Origin of the sequence: Streptomyces sp. NPDC057249 (genome assembly GCF_042669245.1) — a bacterium.
Lineage (GTDB): Bacteria > Actinomycetota > Actinomycetes > Streptomycetales > Streptomycetaceae > Streptomyces.
In genome coordinates this window covers 32,786-52,660 of the sequence record NZ_JBHUXS010000015.1, presented here as the reverse complement: position 1 = coordinate 52,660, position 19,875 = coordinate 32,786, and the positions used below count along the sequence as shown (strand labels likewise).

General features: G+C 72.3%; 14 protein-coding genes. 4 read left to right on the top strand and 10 right to left on the bottom strand.

Annotated features, from left to right (window positions below; genetic code table 11):
• Positions 1-27: 27 nt before the first annotated feature.
• The 5 genes from ACFUJY_RS25570 to hrcA form a co-directional block, all read right to left on the bottom strand.
• Entirely contained in the window at positions 28-1,650 is a 1,623-nt protein-coding gene (locus tag ACFUJY_RS25570; protein WP_383304147.1) for an IS200/IS605 family accessory protein TnpB-related protein, read from the bottom strand.
• Between the two features lie 181 nt (positions 1,651-1,831).
• Complete coding sequence (locus tag ACFUJY_RS25565) at positions 1,832-2,578, bottom strand: 16S rRNA (uracil(1498)-N(3))-methyltransferase (RefSeq protein ID WP_383303816.1); 747 nt, start codon at positions 2,576-2,578, stop codon at positions 1,832-1,834.
• A complete protein-coding gene (locus ACFUJY_RS25560) occupies positions 2,575-3,648 on the bottom strand; it encodes a nitronate monooxygenase (protein WP_383303813.1) in 1,074 nt (357 codons plus the stop codon). Before ACFUJY_RS25560 ends, ACFUJY_RS25565 begins: the two co-directional genes overlap by 4 nt.
• Positions 3,649-3,759: 111 nt before the next feature.
• Entirely contained in the window at positions 3,760-4,896 is a 1,137-nt protein-coding gene (dnaJ, locus tag ACFUJY_RS25555; protein WP_383303810.1) for a molecular chaperone DnaJ, read from the bottom strand.
• A complete protein-coding gene (hrcA, locus tag ACFUJY_RS25550; RefSeq protein WP_018103247.1) occupies positions 4,897-5,913 on the bottom strand; it encodes a heat-inducible transcriptional repressor HrcA in 1,017 nt (338 codons plus the stop codon).
• Positions 5,914-6,098: 185 nt separating this feature from the next.
• Here hrcA and ACFUJY_RS25545 point away from each other — a divergent pair, with 185 nt between their 5' ends.
• From ACFUJY_RS25545 to ACFUJY_RS25535, 3 genes are all read left to right on the top strand, one after another.
• Entirely contained in the window at positions 6,099-6,821 is a 723-nt protein-coding gene (locus tag ACFUJY_RS25545) for an MBL fold metallo-hydrolase (RefSeq protein WP_383303807.1), read from the top strand.
• 24 nt (positions 6,822-6,845) lie between these two features.
• A complete protein-coding gene (locus ACFUJY_RS25540) occupies positions 6,846-7,664 on the top strand; it encodes a DUF3097 domain-containing protein (RefSeq protein WP_383303804.1) in 819 nt (272 codons plus the stop codon).
• A 117-nt stretch (positions 7,665-7,781) separates the two neighbouring features.
• Positions 7,782-10,655, top strand: coding sequence for a hypothetical protein (locus ACFUJY_RS25535; protein WP_383303803.1), 2,874 nt, complete (start codon positions 7,782-7,784; stop codon positions 10,653-10,655).
• Between the two features lie 60 nt (positions 10,656-10,715).
• On the opposite strand, the gene hemW is transcribed toward ACFUJY_RS25535, so the two are convergent.
• The 4 genes from hemW to lepA all read right to left on the bottom strand — a co-directional run bounded on the left by hemW (position 10,716) and on the right by lepA (position 18,095).
• Positions 10,716-11,957 carry a radical SAM family heme chaperone HemW gene (gene hemW / locus ACFUJY_RS25530; RefSeq protein ID WP_383303801.1) on the bottom strand — a complete coding sequence of 414 codons (1,242 nt, stop codon included), beginning with the start codon at positions 11,955-11,957 and terminating at the stop codon, positions 10,716-10,718.
• Between the two features lie 46 nt (positions 11,958-12,003).
• Positions 12,004-13,896 carry a SpoIIE family protein phosphatase gene (locus ACFUJY_RS25525; RefSeq protein WP_383304145.1) on the bottom strand — a complete coding sequence of 631 codons (1,893 nt, stop codon included), beginning with the start codon at positions 13,894-13,896 and terminating at the stop codon, positions 12,004-12,006.
• A gap of 221 nt (positions 13,897-14,117) precedes the next feature.
• Positions 14,118-16,007 carry an AMP-dependent synthetase/ligase gene (locus ACFUJY_RS25520; protein ID WP_383303799.1) on the bottom strand — a complete coding sequence of 630 codons (1,890 nt, stop codon included), beginning with the start codon at positions 16,005-16,007 and terminating at the stop codon, positions 14,118-14,120.
• Positions 16,008-16,220: 213 nt separating this feature from the next.
• Entirely contained in the window at positions 16,221-18,095 is a 1,875-nt protein-coding gene (gene lepA / locus ACFUJY_RS25515) for a translation elongation factor 4 (protein WP_383303796.1), read from the bottom strand.
• A gap of 214 nt (positions 18,096-18,309) precedes the next feature.
• Between lepA and rpsT the strand changes: the two genes are divergently transcribed.
• Complete coding sequence (rpsT, locus tag ACFUJY_RS25510) at positions 18,310-18,576, top strand: 30S ribosomal protein S20 (protein WP_018103239.1); 267 nt, start codon at positions 18,310-18,312, stop codon at positions 18,574-18,576.
• A 299-nt stretch (positions 18,577-18,875) separates the two neighbouring features.
• On the opposite strand, the gene holA is transcribed toward rpsT, so the two are convergent.
• Positions 18,876-19,871, bottom strand: a complete 996-nt coding sequence (gene holA, locus ACFUJY_RS25505; protein ID WP_383303794.1) for a DNA polymerase III subunit delta — start codon at positions 19,869-19,871, stop codon at positions 18,876-18,878.
• Between the last annotated feature and the right edge of the window lie 4 nt (positions 19,872-19,875).

The following is a 19,875-nucleotide window of genomic DNA, read 5'->3' as shown; positions in this document are numbered from 1 at the left end:
GACCGCTTCCGGGCACAACCACCGTTCCTATTCAGTGAGCAGGAGTGAGTCTTGGATCCATTCCTGTTCGCTGCGGACATCCCGAACGGTTTTGGGTGTCCTGGTTGCCCGCGTTCTCGCCGCGTCCGGTGGCACGGATCGTGTCCGTGGTCCGGGAATGCGGGGGCGGGGCCCCTCACGCCCTGGGGCACCTGGTGCGGCCTGGACGGTCCGATGCCTCGCACGATCGCTCTGGTCGTGTGGGGGCGGTGTCGTCCGACGCCGGATCGGGTGTCCGAGGGCGCGTCGCCCGATCGCGATACCGGCGGCATCGTGACGGGACATCTTCCGGTGCGGGGTGGTCAGTGGCTTCTGCCAGTGCTGAGCACCCCACCGCGAGGTGTAGGCCGGGTCGACCGCGATGATCGCGAGACCGTGCTCGGCGGCCATGGAGACCAGGCGGGCCTTGAGCTTGCCGGTGGGCATACCGGAGATCAGCTGCCGGAAACGCTTCCGGCGGCCGTGCTTCTCCCGCGTCTTCTCCGCACCGAAGTCGAGATCCTCGATGGCGATCGCCGTGACACCGGTCTGCTTCGCCCAGTGCAGGAGGCGGGTGAGGGCGTGGCGGACCTGCGCGTCGCGATGTGCGGCCGTTCCGGACAGGTCGTACGGAAAGCGGTGGGGTTCGCCGACCGGGTTGCCGTGGGCGTCGAGGCGGTAGGCGGCGAAGTGATCGGCGTTGGTGTCCACCCCGATCACACCCCCGGCCCGAGCCGCCTCCAACGGGACGGTCTGCACGACGGGTCGTTGCCAGGACGCGGTCAGGTACCAGCGGTCCCGGCCGGCGTCGTAGTGGATGCGGTAGGCGACAGCACGGTTGCCTTCGACGCGGTCGGCCCACTCCGCACCCCGGTGCGCGAACCCGACCGGGGTGGTGAGGGTGTAGCGGCCGTGTGCGCTGTTGGCGAGGTGGGCCAAAGGGGCGGGGAGTTTGATGCTGACCCGGCCGTCCGGGGTGACGCGGATGGTCTCGTTCCCATACCGCTTCCCCGACTCACCGTCCGCCGCGAGAAACCACCGTTCCGCCTCCCACCGCTGACGCCACTGCTCCTGCGTCAGCCCGGCCTCGGCGAGATGATGGCGGGTGTTCAACAGGCGCTTCCCGCCCCGCACCACCCGCCCCGCCTGCCAGTCCGCGACAGCAGCCGCCAGCCGGTCCTCCAGGGTCTTCAGACGGCGGGACTTGTGAAACCACTCACCCCTGGACCGGTAACCACCCGCCGCCCGCTTCGTCCCCTTGGCCCCGACCGGGAGCGACAACCGGTGCCTGAGCACGCTGATCCCGGCCTCAAGGCTCCGGATATGGGCGGCCAGGCAGCGCCGGGCCAGCGCCCACTGATCATGCGACGCCTTCGTGATCGCCCCAGCGATCCGCGACGACGACACTCCCGTCAACCCACGCTTACGCGAAGCCCACGACTCAGCGCTGTGGCCCAGGCCGTCCGCACACCGGGCCTTCAGATCACGCGACGCCAGCCCACCCTGATACGCGCCCACCGCCCGCAACACCCGCTCGTCCTGTTCGGTGAGGCATTTGAGACGGCCCCGCACCGCCACCCCGGACGCTCCGGCCACCACGAAAGACGCCGCCAACTCCCGCACACCGCCCACCACCACACCCCCGCCCACGACCGGCACACCACACCACCCGTAACAACGAGCAACCCTCCACAAGGTCACCCATTCGATCCCAGAACCTGCATTCCCCCACACCCCCACCACTCACTCCCAAGCACCACAGCTCACTCATGCACGCTCAGCCCACAGCAGTCAGAACCCCATCGGGGACGGTTCACGACCAGCGCCCCGTGCGTCCCAGGAGCAGTGCCGTCGCCGCGGTGCCCGCCGTCGAGGTGCGCAGGACCGTGGGGCCGAGGCGGCAGGTGCGGGCGCCGGAGGCGGCGAACGCGGCCAGTTCGTCCGGGGACACCCCGCCCTCGGGGCCGACGACCAGCACGATCTCGCCCTCCTCGGGCAGGGCGACGGTGGCCAGGGGTTCGCTCGGGTAGTCGCGGTCCTCGTGCAGGACGGCGGCGAAGTCCGCCGCGGCGAGGAGGCCGGCGACCTGCTTGGTGGTGGCCAGGTCCGCCACGTCCGGGAAGAGCACCCGGCGCGACTGCTTGCCGGCCTCGCGGGCCGTGGCGCGCCATTTGGCCAGGGACTTGAGGCCGCGGTCGCCCTTCCACTGGGTGATGCAGCGCGCCGCCTGCCACGGGACGACCGCGTCGACGCCGGTCTCGGTCATCGTCTCCACGGCGACCTCGCCCCGGTCCCCCTTGGGCAGGGCCTGGACGACGGTGATCCGCAGCGCGGGGCGCGGCTCCTCGTGGACCGGGTCCAGGTCCCCGACGACCAGCCGGTCCTTGCCCTCGGCGGCGCGCACGACGCCCCGGGCCCACCGGCCGCGGCCGTCCGTGAGGACGACCTCCTCGCCGGTGTGCAGCCGCTTCACGGACACGGCGTGGCGTCCCTCGGGCCCGTCGAGGACGAACTCGGGGGCGTCGGGCAGGTGTCCGACGACGAAGACGGGTGCCGTCACTGTGTGCTCCTCGTGCTCACTGCCGTCCGTGCGGCGTCCAGTTCGTCGGCGAGCAGCCGGACCAGCCGGCCGGCGGGCAGCTCGCGGGCCATCCGGTGCCCCTGCCCGGCCCACAGCGACATGCCCTGGGCGTCCCCGACGCGGGCGGCGGCCTTGCGCAGCCCGGAGGTCAGGTGGTGGACCTGGGGGTAGGCGGCGGGGGCGTACGGGCCGTGCTCACGCACGAAGCGGTTGACCAGGCCGCGTGCCGGGCGCCCGGAGAAGGCCCTGGTGAGGGTGGTCCGGACGAACAGCGGGTTGGTCAGGGCCTGTTTGTGCAGGATGTGGGCGCCGGACTCCGGGCAGGCCAGGAAGGCGGTGCCGAGCTGGGCGGCGTCGGCGCCCGCCGCGAGGACGGCGGCGATCTGGGCGCCCCGCATCAGGCCGCCGGCGGCGACGACCGGTATCTGCACGGTCTCGCGGACCTGGGTGACCAGGCTCAGCAGCCCGGTCCCGCCGTCCTCGGTCGCCGGGTCGTCGTGGAACGTGGAGCGGTGGCCGCCCGCCTCGGTGCCCTGGGCGCAGACGGCGTCGGCCCCGGCCCACTCGGCGGCCTGGGCCTCCTCCGGCGAGGTGACCGTGACCACGGTGTACGTACCGGCGGCCGCGAACGCGTCGAGCGTGTCGCGCGAGGGGCAGCCGAAGGTGAAGGAGACGACCGGGACCGGGGCGTCGAGGAGGACGGCGACCTTGTCCTCGTAACCGTCGTCGCCGGGGACGTCCGGGTCGCCGAGCGCGGTCTCGTAACCGGTGGCCTCGCCCGTGAGCCGGCTGCGGTAGTCCGCCAGCGCGGCGGGGTCGGCCGGTTCGCACTGCGGCATGAAGAGGTTGACGCCGAAGGGCTGCCCGGTCAGGCCGCGCACCTGGCGGACCTCGTCGCGCAGGGCGTCCACCGTCTTGTAGCCGGCGGCCAGGAAGCCGAGTGCGCCGGCCTCGGAGACGGCGGCGGCGAGCTGCGGGCAGGACGGACCGCCGGCCATGGGGGCCTGCACGAGGGGATACCGGCAGAGAGCGGTCAGCGCGGAGGGCATGACCGCATCGTGTCATGTCCTTCCTGTCCCGTGATGCCCGCCCCGCGAACCGTCCGGCCGCGGCGCGGTACGGACCCGGGGCCCGGGTCCGTACCGCGCGGGCGGGTGCCGTCAGCGGCCGTTGAAGGCGTCCTTCAGGCGGGAGAACAGGCCCTGCTGGCCCGGCTGGAACTGGCCGGTGGGCCGCTCCTCGCCGCGCAGCTCGGCCAGTTCGCGCAGCAGGCGTTCCTGCTCGGGGTCCAGCTTCATCGGGGTGGTCACCTCGACGTGCACGATGAGGTCGCCGCGCCCCCCGCCCCGCAGGTGGGTGATGCCGCGCCCGTGCAGCGGGACGGACTGGCCGGACTGGGTGCCCGGCCGGATGTCGACCTCCTCCAGGCCGTCCAGCGTCTCCAGCGGCACCTTGGTGCCGAGGGCCGCCGCCGTCATGGGGATGGTGACCGTGCAGTGCAGGTCGTCGCCGCGGCGCTGGAACACCGCGTGCGGCAGCTCGTGGATCTCGACGTAGAGGTCGCCGGCCGGGCCGCCGCCGGGGCCGACCTCGCCCTCGCCCGCGAGCTGGATGCGGGTGCCGTTGTCGACACCGGCGGGGATCTTCACGGTCAGCGTGCGCCGCGAGCGGATGCGGCCGTCGCCGGCGCACTCCGGGCACGGGGTCGGCACGACGGTGCCGAAGCCCTGGCACTGCGGGCAGGGACGGGAGGTCATGACCTGGCCGAGGAAGGACCGGGTGACCTGGGAGACCTCACCGCGGCCGCGGCACATGTCGCAGGTCTGCGCCGAGGTGCCGGGGGCCGCGCCCTCGCCGCTGCACGTGGTGCAGACGACGGCGGTGTCGACCTGGATGTCCTTGGTGGTGCCGAAGGTCGCCTCGGCGAGGTCGATCTCCAGCCGGATCATCGCGTCCTGGCCGCGCCGGGTGCGCGAGCGGGGCCCGCGCTGCGACGACGTACCGAAGAACGCGTCCATGATGTCGGAGAAGTTGCCGAAGCCGCCCTGGCCGAAGCCGCCCGCGCCGGCGCCGCCGGACTGCGAGAGCGGATCGCCGCCGAGGTCGTAGACCTGCTTCTTCTGCGCGTCCGAGAGGACCTCGTAAGCGGCGTTGATCTCCTTGAACCGCTCCTGGGTCTTCGGATCGGGGTTGACGTCCGGGTGCAGCTCGCGGGCGAGCCTCCGGAATGCCTTCTTGATCTCGTCCTGGGAAGCGTCGCGGCGCACGCCGAGTACGGCGTAATAGTCCGTGGCCACTTACGACTCCGCCAGGATCTGTCCGACGTAACGTGCCACTGCGCGTACCGCTCCCATCGTTCCGGGGTAGTCCATGCGGGTCGGTCCGACCACGCCGAGTTTGGCGACTGCCTCGTCGCCCGAACCGTAGCCGACCGCGACGACGGACGTGGAGTTGAGCCCCTCGTGGGCGTTCTCGTGCCCGATGCGTACGGTCATGCCCGAGTCCTTGGCCTCGCCGAGCAGCTTCAGCAGCACGACCTGCTCCTCCAGTGCCTCCAGCACCGGCCGGATCATCACCGGGAAGTCGTGTCCGAAGCGGGTGAGGTTGGAGGTGCCGCCGATCATCAGCCGCTCCTCCGTCTCCTCGACGAGGGTTTCGAGCAGGATCGAGAGGACGGTGGACACGGTTCCCCGGTCCTCGCTCTCGAAGGATTCCGGCAGGTCCTGCACCAGCTGCGGGACGTCCGCGAACCGGCGCCCCACCACCCGGCTGTTGAGCCGGGCCCGCAGATCGGCGAGGGAGGTCTCGCCGAACGGCGCCGGGCAGTCCACCAGTCGCTGTTCGACCCGGCCGGTGTCCGTGATCAGCACGAGCATCAGCCGCGCCGGGGCCAGCGACAGCAGCTCCACATGCCGCACCGTCGAACGGGTCAGCGAGGGGTACTGCACGACGGCGACCTGCCGGGTCAGCTGCGCGAGCAGCCGTACGGTACGGCCCACGACGTCGTCCAGGTCGACCGCGCCGTCGAGGAAGTTCTGGATGGCGCGGCGCTCCGGTGACGAGAGGGGCTTGACGCCCGCCAGCTTGTCCACGAAGAGCCGGTAGCCCTTGTCCGTCGGGATGCGCCCGGCGCTGGTGTGGGGCTGGGCGATGAAGCCCTCCTCCTCCAGCACCGCCATGTCGTTGCGGACGGTCGCCGGGGAGACCCCCAGCTTGTGCCGCTCGGTGAGCGCCTTGGAGCCGACGGGCTCCTCGGTCCCGACGTAGTCCTGGACGATCGCGCGCAGCACTTCGAGTCTGCGTTCGCTGAGCATCGCGCGCACACCTCCAGCTCTCCACGTCGGTGTTCCCGGGCCGTTCCCGGGATTCCTCCTGGCACTCGGTGCGTACGAGTGCCAGCGATCCCCGGCCAGTGTACGGCGACGGGGTGGTGCCCTAGCAAGGGCGACCGGCCGCCGTGCCGCCCGATCGCGCAGGTCGCTGCCGATAGCGTCGCCGTATGGATGCCTCTTGGGAAGACTTCGGATGGGAGCGGCTGGGTCACGGAACGGGCCGCCGGCGCCTTCCGGTCTGGGACGCGACGGCCCTGCTGGTGGCCGGCCCGGACGGGGTGCTGCTCTGCGACACCGGCTCGTCACTGCGCGAGGGTGTGGAATTGCGCACCCAGGCGCAGGCGCTGCTCGGCCGGAGGGTGACGCACATCGCACTCAGCCACCCCCACTTCGACCATGTGCTGGGCACGGCGGCGTTCGCCGGCGCGCGGGTGTACGGCTCCGAGGGCACGGCGGAGCTGCTGCGGCGCGGGGCGGACGAGCTGTACGCGGACGCGGTGGCCCAGGGGCTGCCCGAGGCGGACGCGGCCGGTTCCGTCGATGTGCTGGTGGCGCCGGGCCACGAGGTGCGCGGGGAGCTGACGGTGGACCTGGGCGGCGGCCGGGAGGCGGTGCTGGTGGACATGGGCGCGGCGCACAGCGGCCACGACCTCGCGGTGCTGGTCCCGGGTGCCCCCGCGCTGGTGTTCTGCGGCGACCTGGTCGAGGAGTCCGGCGAACCCCAGGCGGGCCCGGACGCCCGCCCGGCGCGCTGGCCGGCGGCGCTGGACCGGCTGCTGGAGCTGGGCGGGGACGACGCGCGGTACGTGCCGGGGCACGGGGCCGTGGTGGACGCCGCGTTCGTCCGGGCCCAGCGGGAGGCGCTGGCGGGGCGGCTCGGCGTGTCGTAGGTCTTCCCCGATTATCGTCGTGCGATGCGCAGCTACCAGCCCGATCTGACCCCGCCGTGGAAGAAGTCCGCCCCCGCCCCGGAGGTGCCCGCCGAGACCGATCTGGTCGTGGAGGAGGCGGTCACCGGTTTCTGCGGCGCGGTCATCCGGTGCGAGAAGACCGCCGAGGGGCCGACGGTGACCCTGGAGGACCGGTTCGGCAAGCACCGGGTCTTCCCGATGACACCGCGCGGCTTCCTGCTGGAGGGGCGGGTCGTCACGCTGGTGCGCCCGTCGGCCGGGGGCCCGGTGCGGCCCACGCGTACGGCTTCCGGTTCGGTGGCGGTGCCCGGGGCGCGGGCGCGGGTGGCGCGGGCCGGGCGGATCTACGTGGAGGGCCGGCACGACGCGGAGCTGGTCGAGCGGGTCTGGGGCGACGACCTCCGCATCGAGGGCGTGGTGGTGGAGTACCTGGAGGGCATCGACGACCTGCCGGCGATCGTGCGGGAGTTCTCGCCCGCGCCGGACGCCCGCCTCGGGGTGCTGGTCGACCATCTGGTGCCCGGTTCCAAGGAGTCCCGGATCGCGGCCCAGGTGTCGGACGGCGACGTGCTGGTGGTCGGGCACCCGTACATCGACGTGTGGGAGGCCGTGAAGCCCGCGTCGGTGGGGATCGCGGGGTGGCCGGTGGTGCCGCGCGGGCAGGACTGGAAGACGGGGGTGTGCCGGGCGCTCGGCTGGCCGGAGAACACCGGAGCGGCCTGGCAGCGCATTCTGTCCTCGGTCCGCTCCTATCGGGATCTTCAGCCCGAACTCCTGGGCCGGGTAGAGGAATTGATCGATTTCGTCACCCTTCCGGACTGATGTCCGGCCGTCCTTCCCCTCGATCCGGCACCGATCCGGATGAATGCCTGCGCCTCGCACACATCATCGGTTATTGAGTGGGGCCAGGCTCTGTTCGCGAGGGAAGGCACGGGGGCGATGGCACGCGAGGTCTGGCGGGACACTGCGGAGAACGAGGCGGCCTCCGCCGTCTTCCACTTCGTGCAGCAGCTCATCGACCGCTACCGCGACAACCGGCCCCTGCTGCCGCTGGTCGTCCTCCAGGCCGCCGACGCCGACGTACCGGCCGCCGTGGACGCCCGGGTCGAGCAGATCGTGCGCCAGATCCACCGGGCCAACCAGCCGCGCCGCGTCCCCCTGAGACTGCTCGACGGGCGCGGCGACACCCCGTACGACGCGGCGCTCGACATGGTCCGCACGCTGACCGAGAAGCCGTGGGAGACCCGGGGCGGATCGCAGTACAAACCGTTTGCCTTCCCCCGTTCCCGGCTGCTCGGCGCCATCGAGCAGGCCACCGGGTCCGTGCTGCGGGACCCGGACCCGGGCAGCTCCCGCGACCAGCGCGACGAGCGCATCCTGGAGGAGCTGAGCGCGCTGCGCTGGCGGGCCCGGCGGCGCGGCCGGGGCACCTGGTGGACCGCGTTCCGCGAGTCGGTGCGGCCGGAGACGTTCGTGGGGGCCGTGGTCATCGCGGTCCTGGGTGTGCTGCTCGGCGAGATCGGCTGGCTGCCGACCGCGCTGGTGGCCGTGGGGGCGGTCCTCGGGCTCGCGGTGGTCCGGCTGGTGTCGACGTCGGCGCCGCCGCTGCTGTGGCTGCGCCGGGCCAGCAAGTGGTTCGCCACCACCTCGTCGCTGGCCGCCGCCAGCACCGGCTACCCGTCGGACGGCTGGTCCCGGTTCTCGCCGAGCGGTTCGTGGCGGGTGATCCGGGCGCGGGCGGCGGTGGTCGCCGGGCAGGTGGCCGACGCGGCGGCGGGCGACGAGCGGGCCCGCCAGTTCCACCTGGAGCTGCGGGTCCAGGCGCTGCTGGAGGACCTGCGCAACAACTACCGGCCGCACGCGCCGGACTGGCGGCGCGGCAAGCGGACCGTGCCGCCGGTGGTCTTCCTGCCGAGGGCCGTCCAGAGCAACGGCGGCGTCCAGCTGATCAACGCGGTCAACAACGTCCGCTCCCGGCGCAGCGAGGTCGATCCGCTGCTGCTCCTGGCCTCCCTGCCGGCGGCCGAGATCCTGCGGCACACCCCGCCGCTGCCGCCCGACCCGCCGCCCGCGCACACGGGTGCGGCGCGGGCCAGGTACGAGGACTGGGTCGGCCGCCTCAGCGTGGGCCAGTCGCCCTCGGGCACGGCCACGCCCGCCTGGGTGCTGCGGCTGCCCTTGTCGACGGCTCAGCTGACCCACGAGCACGCGGACGCGCAGCTGTCCACGGAGCGGGTGCGCAGGACGTGGGTGTGGTGGGTGATGTCGCGGACGACGGTCGCGTGTCTGATGGCCGGCGCGCTGCTGGGGACGATGCTGCTGAGCAACCACCTGGCCGGCCGCTACTGCCACGGGCCGCTCACGGACGTCGACACGGACTCGGTGCGGCTGGACGGTCCGGGCGGCGGGGACAAGGAGTGCATCGGCGTGGCGACGACCACCCGGGTGCGCTTCGCGGAGGGCAACGACCTGGAGCTGGACGGGGCCGGGGCGGGGGTCACCTTCGACCGGATCGAGCGGGCGGTGGCCGAGGAGAACGCCTCGATCGAGCCGGGCGACAAGTACGTCACGCTGATCTACGCGGGTCCGTTCACCGCCCCGTCCCCGGAGGGCACCCGCAAGGCCCTGGAGGAGCTGACCGGCGTCTACCTCTTCCAGCACCACACCAACACGCTGGACTTCTCCGTCAAGCTGCGGGTGCTGACCGCCAACGGCGGGCAGGACATGCTCCAGCAGATACCCGCGGTGAAGAAGATCATCGAGGTGGCCGAAAGGGACCGCTCGGTCGTCGGCGTGGTCGGGCTCGGCCGCGACACCACCGACAGTCCGGAGGCCACCGCGCTCCTTCAGCAGGCGGGCCTGCCCGTGGTGGACACCACCAACTCCGGGGGCTACCTGGCGACGGACTACTCCAACTACTTCGGCCTGGCGGCCACCGACCAGGAGCAGGCGAAGGCCCTCGGCCTCGTCGCGAAGCAGGTGGCCGAGGCGGCGGCGCGCAAGCACGAGCCGCATGCCCTGGTCCTGTCCCGCAAGCTCGGCAACAACGACAAGGACCGCTACACGCTGGAGCAGCAGGAGGTGGGCGGCGCGATGCTGGAGGAGTCGGGCTTCGAGCTGTCGGAGCCGGTGGAGTACGACCTCGGCCGCCGCAGCAGCGCCGACCTGGACCGGCCGGTGCAGCGGATCTGCGCCGCGGACCCGGCGCCGGACGCCCTGTACTTCGCGGGCCGGGTCGAGGACGTCGCCAACCTGATGAGCCGGCTCACCCACAGCTGCTCGCGCCGCCCCATCACCGTCTTCACGGGCGACGACCTGTCCAAGGCGCGGCTGGACGCGAGCACGGACACCACGAAGAACGTCACGCTTTACCACACGACCCTCGCGCCGATGAGCCGCGGCCGCGCGGACGGCTTCTACGAGGAGTCGTACCGCGCCCTGGGGAAGCTGCTGCCCGAGGGCGCGGTACGTCCCCGGCTGCCGGCGTCGCGAGCGTACGAGGACCCGCTCTTCGCGAGCGGCCAGTCGGTGATGTCGTACAGCGCCACGGCCGCGCTGTACGACGCGGCGAGCCACGGCGACGCGGCGAACAGCGCCGCGGAGACGTGGGCGAACCTGTACGCGGTGAACCTGCGGAAGATGCCCACGGGGACGATCACCTTCCGCGGCTTCATCCCGTACGAGGCCCAGGCGGGCCACGGTCTGGACGTCGTGCAGATCACCTACCCGGACGGCCGGAGCCGCGCCCGGATCATCTGCGGCCGGGCGGCGGGGGCGCGGGCGCTGACACCGGCGGGGTGCCCGTTGAAGTGAGTGCGGCGGGCGTGGGGGCGTGCGCCTTGATGCGCGTACGCCCCGAGCGGCGCGGCCCGCTCAGTCCACCAGGTCGCGCACCACGGCGTCGGCCAGCAGCCGCCCGCGCAGCGTCAGTACGGCCCGCCCGTCCTCGAACGGCGCCGGTTCCAGGAGTCCGTCGGCCACCGCCCGGCGGGCCGCCGCGAGGCCGGCGGGGGCCAGCAGGGAGAGCGGGCAGCCGTCCACGAGCCGCAGCTCCAGCAGGATGCGCTCGACGCGGCGGTCCTCGGCGGACAGGATCTCGCGCCCGGCCCCCGGCGACCGCCCCTCGGCGAGCGCCTGCGCGTACGCCCCCGGGTGCTTCACGTTCCACCAGCGCACGCCTCCGACGTGGCTGTGCGCGCCCGGTCCGGCGCCCCACCAGTCGGCGCCCCGCCAGTACAGCTCGTTGTGCAGGCAGCGGCCCTCGGGCGTACGGGCCCAGTTCGACACCTCGTACCAGGAGTAGCCGGCGGCGGCCATGGCCTCGTCCGCGATGAGGTACCGGTCGGCGTGCGCGTCGTCGTCGGTCATCGGGATCTCGCCGCGCTTGATGCGGCGGGCGAGGCCGGTGCCCTCCTCGACGATCAGCGCGTACGCGGACACGTGGTCGGGCCCGGCGCCGATCGCCGCGTCCAGGGACGCGCGCCAGTCGTCGTCGGACTCGCCGGGGGTGCCGTAGATCAGGTCCAGGTTGATGTGCTCGAAGCCGGCCGCCCGCGCCTCGGCCACGCACGCCTCGGGCCGGCCCGGGGTGTGGGTGCGGTCGAGGATCTTCAGGACGTGCTGCCGGGCGCTCTGCATGCCGAAGGAGATCCGGTTGAAGCCGCCCTCGCGCAGCTCGGCCAGGTAGGCGGGGTCCACGGACTCCGGGTTGGCCTCGGTGGTGATCTCGGCGTCGTCGGCGAGCCCGAACTCCTCCCGGATCGCCGCCAGCATCCGGACCAGGTCGGCGGCGGCCAGCAGGGTCGGCGTACCGCCGCCGACGAAGACCGTGCGGACCGGGCGGGGGTCGTCGCCGAGGACCTTGCGGGCCTGGCGGACCTCGCCGACGAGGTGGGACGCGTAGTTGTCGCGGGAGGCCAGGGCACCGCCGGAGCCGCGCAGCTCGGTCGCGGTGTAGGTGTTGAAGTCGCAGTAGCCGCAGCGGGTCGCGCAGTACGGCACGTGCAGGTAGAAGCCGAGCGGCCGGCCGGCCGCGCCTTCCAGGGCATGGCGGGGCAGCGCCCCGTCGTCGGGCACGGGTTCACCATCGGGCAGTACGGAAGGCATACCGCCCATTGTCGCGCGCCGCCCGGCGACCGGACGCCATGCCCCGGACCGGGCCCTACTCGGCCTGGAGCACGAGCAGGGCCAGGTCGTCGTCCGGCGGGCGCTCGGCGAAGTCGTGCACGGCGTGCTTGATGCGCTCCGCGATCTCCTCCGCGCTCAGCCCCGCGCACCCCGACAGTGCCTTCGCCAGCCCGTCGCCGTCGTCGAACATCAGGGCGCCCGAGCGCCGCTCCGTGACCCCGTCGGTGACGCAGAGCAGGCTGTCGCCGGGCGCCAGGTCGAAGCTCTGGGTCTCGTAGACCGCGTCGTCCATCAGCCCGAGCAGCAGCTGCGGCTCGGCGGCGGGCCGCACGGTGCCGTCCGGGCGCAGCAGCAGCGGCAGCGGGTGCCCGGCGCTGGCCAGGGTGCAGCGGGCGCCGCCGCCGGGCAGCGGCACCAGCTCCCCGTAGAGCAGGGACAGGAAGCGGGACTGCCCGCCGTTGTCCGCGGAGTGCTGGCCGCCGGCGGCGGCGACCATGAGCGCGGCGGCCTCGGCGGCCTCCATGGCGTCGTCCAGGAGCAGCCGGTTGAGGCGGACCAGGACCTCGTCGGCCTGGAAGCCCTCGCGGGCCAGCAGCCGCAGCCAGGGGCGGGCCAGGCCGGTGACGACGGCGGCCTCGGGGCCGCTGCCCTGGACGTCGCCGAGGACGAAGCACCAGCGGTCGCCGGGGCACGGGAAGATGTCGTAGAAGTCACCGCCGACGACGCCGTCGTCGCTCGGTTCGTAGACGAGGGAGCTGGCCACACCCGGTATCCGGGCGACCTTGCTGGGCAGCAGCCCGCGCTGGAGGATGCGGCTGATGGTGGCCTGCCGGCTGTAGGCGCGCGCTGCGCCGACGGCGAGGCCGACCCGGCGTACGAAGTCCTCGACGAGGGCCGTCAGCTCGTCGGGCAGGCGGTCGGTGGACCCGCGGCCCAGCAGGACCGCTCCGAGGGTGCGGCCGCCGGACGTGATGCGGTAGGCGAACGCGACGCCCTCCTCCTCGTCCGGCGGTTCGCCGTCCTCCGCGCTGCCGGGCCACGGCATGGAGACGGCACCGGTGCCGACGCGCTCGGGCAGCCGGAGCGGGTCGCCCTCCAGCAGGGCGCGCAGCGGTCCGATCCGGTCCTCGTCCACGTGCCAGACCTTGGCGAGGCGGGGGACGGCCGCGGGGCCGCCGCTCTCGGGCTCCAGCCAGATCGCGCACCAGTCGGCGAGGCGGGGAACGAGTAACTGTCCGGCGAGGGCCGCCACGATGTCCTCGTCCAGCTGCCCGGCCAGCAGGTCGGACGCCTCGGCGAGGAAGGAGAGCGCGCCGCGCCCGGCCCAGTCCCCGTCGTCGCGGGCGGTCCGCCGGGCGCTGGGGGCGAGCAGTTCGGCGGCGCGCAGCCCGCGGTCGAGCCCGGTCTCGCCGCGTCCCTCGGGGAACGGGTTCCAGTCGTCGACGGGGAGCCGGGCCCAGACGGTCTTCGTGCCGGTGCGGTAGGTGATGCCCCACCGCTCGGCGAGGGCGGCGACGATGTCCAGGCCGCGCCCGTAGTCGGCCGGCTCGCCCATGTGCTCGGCGCTGTGCGCGTGGTCCCCTCGGACGGTGCGGCCGGGGTGGTGGTCGGAGACCTCCAGGACCAGCGCGGCCTCCTCGTCCTCGGTGGCCTCCTCCAGCCGGAAGAGCAGTTCGACCGCGGTGCCCGCGTGCACGACGGCGTTGGTCACCAGCTCGCTGACGATCATCGCGGCGTCGTCGGACAGCCGCTCGCTGAACCCGACCGCGGCGGGCAGCCCGAGCCCGGTCCACTCGTCCAGCGCGGCGGTGACGAACCGCCGGGCCGCGGCGGGCGCGAGGAGGTTGCCGGGCAGGCTGGTCCGGGCGACCGGCTGGGCGCCTGTGGCTGCGGTGGTTCCGGGACGCTGCACGATGTCCCGCTGCATGGGAATGGACCCCACAGGGCGGCTCCTGACCTGTTCTCGCTCTGCCTGTTTCTCCGTGGTGCGCCGCTGACGACACGGACAGAGTGACAGATCGGCCCTTCACATACGCGCCGAGTTACCGAAGTGGGTGGTCACGATGTTGCGGCGAGAACGCGCCGACCCCCCGCGCCGGAGTGCGCGGGGGGCTTTCAGGGGGCGTACGGAGGTGCGGCAGGCGCCGGTCAGGCCTCGCGGGAACCCGCGTACATCTCCTCGATCAGGTCCTTGTAGGTGCGCTCCACGACCGGCCGCTTCAGCTTGAGGCTGGGCGTGACCTCGCCGTGCTCGATGTCGAGGTCGCGCGGGAGCAGCCGGAACTTCTTGATGGTCTGCCAGCGCTGAAGGCCCTCGTTGAGCCGCTTGACGTAGCCGTCGATCAGCTCGACGGTCTTCGGGGAGGCCACGACGTCCGCGTACGACGTGCCCGCCAGGCCGTTCTCGGCGGCCCAGCCGAGGATGGTGGGCTCGTCCAGGGCGATCAGCGCGGTGCAGAAGTTGCGGTCCGCGCCGTGCACCAGGATGTTGGAGACGAACGGGCACACGGCCTTGAACTGGCCCTCGACCTCGGCGGGCGCGATGTACTTGCCGCCCGACGTCTTGATCAGGTCCTTCTTGCGGTCGGTGATCCGCAGGTAGCCGTCCACCGAGAGCTCGCCGATGTCGCCGGTGTGGAACCAGCCGTCGGCCTCCAGCACCTCGGCGGTCTTGTCCGGCAGGCCCTGGTAGCCCTGCATGATGCCGGGGCCGCGCAGCAGGATCTCGCCGTCGTCGGCGATCCGCACCTCGGTGCCGGGCAGCGGTTTGCCGACCGTTCCGGTGCGGTAGCTCTCGCCGGGGTTGACGAAGGAGGCGGCGCTCGACTCGGTGAGTCCGTAGCCCTCCAGGATGTGGATGCCGGCGCCGGAGAAGAAGAGCCCGATGTCGGGGGCGAGCGCGGCGGAGCCGGAGACGCAGGCGCGGAGCCGGCCGCCGAACGCCTCGCGGATCTTGGCGAAGACCAGTGCGTCGGCGACCTTGTGCTTGCTGCCGAGCGCGAAGGGCACGGACGCCTTGCCGGTGCGCCGGAAGTTGTCCTGGGAGACCCTGGCGTACTCGCGGGCGACGCCGGCCGCCCACTGGAAGATCTTGTACTTGGCGGCGCCGCCCGCGCGCGCCTTGGCCGCGACCCCGTTGTAGACCTTCTCGAAGATGCGCGGCACGGCGGCCATGTAGGTCGGCTGGACGACCGGCAGGTTCTCGATGATCTTGTCGACGCGGCCGTCGACGGCGGTGACGTGGCCTACCTCGATCTGCCCGGAGGTGAGTACCTTGCCGAAGACGTGGGCGAGCGGCAGCCAGAGGTACTGGATGTCGTCCTTGGTGATCAGGCCGGTGGAGACGGTGGCCTTGGCCATGTACGACCAGTTGTCGTGCGGCAGCCGTACACCCTTGGGGCGGCCGGTGGTGCCCGAGGTGTAGATGAGGGTCGCCAGCTGCTCGGAGGTGATGGCGTCGACGCGCTCGCGGACCGCCTCCGCGTTCTTCGCCAGGTGCTCGGTGCCCAGGGCCTCCAGCTCGGCCAGGGTGAGCACCCAGCCCTCGGGGTCGCCCTCGGCCGGACCGGCGCCCTCCGCGTCGATGACCACGACATGGGCGAGGTCCGGGAGCTCGGCGCGGCGCTCGCGGGCCTTGGCCAGCTGGGCGGCGTCCTCGGCGATCAGGACCCGGCTCTCGGAGTCGGCGAGGATGAACGCCGACTCCTCGGCGTTGGTGGAGGGGTAGACCGTGGTGGTCGCGGCGCCCGCGCACATGACGCCGAGGTCGACGAGAATCCACTCGACCCGGGTGGAGGAGGCGAGGGCGACGCGCTCCTCCGGGTTCACGCCGAGCGCGATCAGCCCGGCGGCCACGGCGTACACCCGCTCGGCGGCCTGCGCCCAGCTGAGCGACTTCCACTCGTCGGGGCCCTCGCCGCCGGCCGCGGGCACGGGGTAGCGGTACGCCTCCCCGTCCGGGGTGGCCGCCACCCGGTCGATGAAGAGGGTCGCCACGGAGGGCGGACGGTTATCGATCATGGTCTGTGTGTCGCTCACGACATCCTCCGGGCCTGCGGCGGTGGTGCTTGCTGCTGTCTGCGTCTATGTGCTGCGATCCCGCTTGCTTAACTGGCGAGTAACTAAGAAGTCGTGATCAGGGTAAAGCGCCCGCGCGCCCCGCGTAAGAGGCAATCGGACCCCGCTTGATAACGAACGGGCCCCCGCATCGCAGCGTGCTGCGATGCGGGGGCCCGCCTCCCTGCCCGGGACCTACTTCTTGGCCTTGCCGTCCCCGGCGGACTCGTCGGTCGACAGCACGGCGATGAACGCGTCCTGCGGCACCTCCACGTTGCCGACCATCTTCATCCGCTTCTTGCCTTCCTTCTGCTTCTCCAGCAGCTTGCGCTTACGGGAGATGTCGCCGCCGTAGCACTTGGCGAGGACGTCCTTGCGGATGGCGCGGACGGTCTCGCGGGCGATCACCCGGGAGCCGATGGCCGCCTGGATCGGCACCTCGAAGTTCTGCCGGGGGATGAGCTTCTGCAGCTTGGCGACGAGGCGCACACCGTAGGCGTACGCCTTGTCCTTGTGGGTGACCGCGGAGAACGCGTCCACCTTGTCGCCGTGCAGCAGGATGTCGACCTTGACGAGCTGCGCCGACTGCTCGCCGGTGGGCTCGTAGTCGAGGGAGGCGTAACCCCGGGTCTTGGACTTCAGCTGGTCGAAGAAGTCGAAGACGATCTCCGCGAGCGGCAGCGTGTAGCGGATCTCGACCCGGTCCTCGGAGAGGTAGTCCATGCCGAGGAGGGTGCCGCGGCGCTGCTGGCACAGCTCCATGATCGCGCCGATGAACTCGCTGGGCGCCAGGACCGTGGCCCGGACGACCGGCTCGTGCACCTTGTCGATCTTGCCCTCGGGGAATTCACTCGGGTTGGTGACGGTGTGCTCGCTGCCGTCCTCCATCTCGACCCGGTAGACCACGTTGGGCGCGGTGGCGATGAGGTCGAGGCCGAACTCGCGCTCCAGCCGCTCGCGGACCACGTCCAGGTGGAGCAGGCCGAGGAAGCCGACGCGGAAGCCGAAGCCGAGCGCCGCGGAGGTCTCCGGCTCGTACACCAGGGCGGCGTCGTTGAGCTGGAGCTTGTCCAGGGCCTCGCGCAGGTCCGGGTAGTCCGAGCCGTCCAGCGGGTAGAGCCCGGAGAACACCATCGGCTTGGGGTCCTTGTAGCCGCCCAGCGCCTCGGTCGCCCCGTTGTTCAGCGAGGTGATCGTGTCACCGACCTTGGACTGCCGGACGTCCTTCACACCGGTGATGATGTAGCCGACCTCGCCGACGCCGATCCCGTCGGAGGGCGTCATCTCCGGCGAGGAGACACCGATCTCCAGCAGCTCGTGCGTGGCGCCGGTCGACATCATCCGGATGCGCTCGCGCTTGTTCAGCGAGCCGTCGACGACACGGACGTACGTGACGACGCCCCGGTACGAGTCGTAGACCGAGTCGAAGATCATCGCGCGGGCGGGCGCGTCGGCGTTCCCGACGGGCGCCGGGACGTCCCGGACGACGCGGTCGAGCAGCGCGTCCACACCCATGCCGGTCTTCGCGGAGACCTTGAGGACGTCCTCCGGCTGGCAGCCGATGAGGTGGGCCAGCTCCTCGGAGAACTTCTCGGGCTGCGCGGCCGGCAGGTCGATCTTGTTGAGCACCGGGACGATGGTGAGGTCGTTCTCCATCGCCAGGTAGAGGTTGGCCAGGGTCTGGGCCTCGATGCCCTGCGCGGCGTCGACCAGCAGGATCGTGCCCTCACAGGCGGCCAGCGACCGGGAGACCTCGTAGGTGAAGTCGACGTGGCCCGGAGTGTCGATCATGTTGAGGACATGGGTGCTGCCCTGGCCCTCACCGGTGGTCGGCGCCCAGGGCAGCCGGACCGCCTGGGACTTGATGGTGATGCCGCGCTCGCGCTCGATGTCCATCCGGTCGAGGTACTGAGCGCGCATCTGCCGCTGGTCGACCACCCCGGTGAGCTGGAGCATCCGGTCGGCGAGGGTCGACTTGCCGTGGTCGATGTGCGCGATGATGCAGAAGTTGCGGATCAGCGCCGGGTCGGTACGGCTCGGCTCGGGCACGTGGAGAGGAGTCGCGGGCACGCAGGGTCCTGATTCTTGAGACGCCGGACGCCGTGTCTCGGGTCGGTTCGGGTCGGGGCGGATCTGTACGTAGCCTCCATCGTCCCACGCCTGCGGGGCGGCGACCGGTTTGGGCCGGTCGGACCGCTCCTGCTACCGTGGACAGCTGTGCCATGTGGCTCTCGGGCCGCACGGACACACATCGAAGATCCAACGAACCTGAAAAGGCTCTTTCGTGGCGAACATCAAGTCCCAGATCAAGCGGAACAAGACGAACGAGAAGGCGCGCCTGCGCAACAAGGCCGTCAAGTCGTCGCTCAAGACCGCGATCCGCAAGGCCCGCGAGGCCGTCGCCGCCGGCGACGTCGAGAAGGCCACCGTCGCCGTGCGCGCCGCGTCCCGTCAGCTGGACAAGGCCGTCTCGAAGGGTGTCATCCACAAGAACGCCGCCGCCAACAAGAAGTCGGCGCTGGCCTCCAAGGCTGCCACCCTCCAGGGCTGAGCGATCTGATCCCACCGCCGGAACGGACCAAGCGGGCCCTCTACCCCGCTCCTGCCCGGCCCCCGCGCCGCACACCGAACCTGCGTTCGCCACGCGGGTGCGGCGCACCAGTCCGAACCCGAGGCCCCGCCTCCCTTTCCCCAGGGAGCGGGGCCTTCGGTATGGGCGCCCTTCCCGGCCCGTGCGGCGCTTGAGGACGTCTGAGCCCGCGCGGCAGTACCAGCCGGTCCGGCGCTTGAGGACGCCCGAACGGCACGTTCAAGCCCGTCCGGCGATTGAGGACATCCGCGGCCGGCCCCCTACCGCGGGCCACGCCCGCCCCGTGCCGCACCCGCCACGGCCACCACCGCCTTCTCCAGCGCGTACTCGGGGTCGTCCCCGCCCCCCTTCACCCCCGCGTCCGCCTCCGCGACCGCCCGCAGCGCCACCGCGACCCCGTCCGGCGTCCACCCCCGCATCTGCTGCCGCACCCGGTCGATCTTCCAGGGCGGCATGCCCAGCTCACGCGCGAGGTCCGCCGGCCGCCCTCCGCGCGCCGAGGACAGCTTGCCGATCGCCCGTACGCCCTGCGCCAGCGCGCTGGTGATCAGGACGGGCGCCACGCCTGTGGACAGGGACCAGCGCAGGGCCTCCAGGGCCTCCGCCGCCCGCCCCTCGACCGCCCGGTCGGCGACCGTGAAGCTGGACGCCTCGGCCCGCCCCGTGTAGTAGCGCCCGACGACCGCCTCGTCGATCGTGCCCTCGATGTCCGCGACGAGCTGCGACACCGCGCTCGCCAGCTCCCGCAGGTCGCTTCCGATGGAGTCGACCAGCGCCTGGCACGCCTCGGGCGTCGCGGACCGCCCCAGCGCGCGGAACTCACCCCGTACGAAGGACAGCCGCTCGGCCGGCTTCGTCGTCTTCGGGCAGGCGACCTCGCGGGCACCCGCCTTGCGGGCCGCGTCGAGCAGCCCCTTGCCCTTGGCGCCGCCCGCGTGGAGCAGGACGAGGGTGATCTCCTCGACCGGGTCGTCCAGATACTTCTTGACGTCCTTGACCGTGTCCGCGCCCAGATCCTGCGCGTTGCGCACGACCACGACCTTGCGCTCGGCGAACAGCGAGGGGCTGGTCAGCTCGGCCAACGTGCCCGGCTGGAGCTGGTCGGGGGTGAGGTCCCGGACGTCCGTGTCGGCGTCGGCGGCGCGCGCCGCCGCCACCACCTGCTGCACGGCTCGGTCGAGGAGCAGGTCCTCCTGCCCCACGGCGAGCGTGAGCGGGGCGAGCGGGTCGTCGGTGGAATTCCTTCTGGTGGCCATCGCC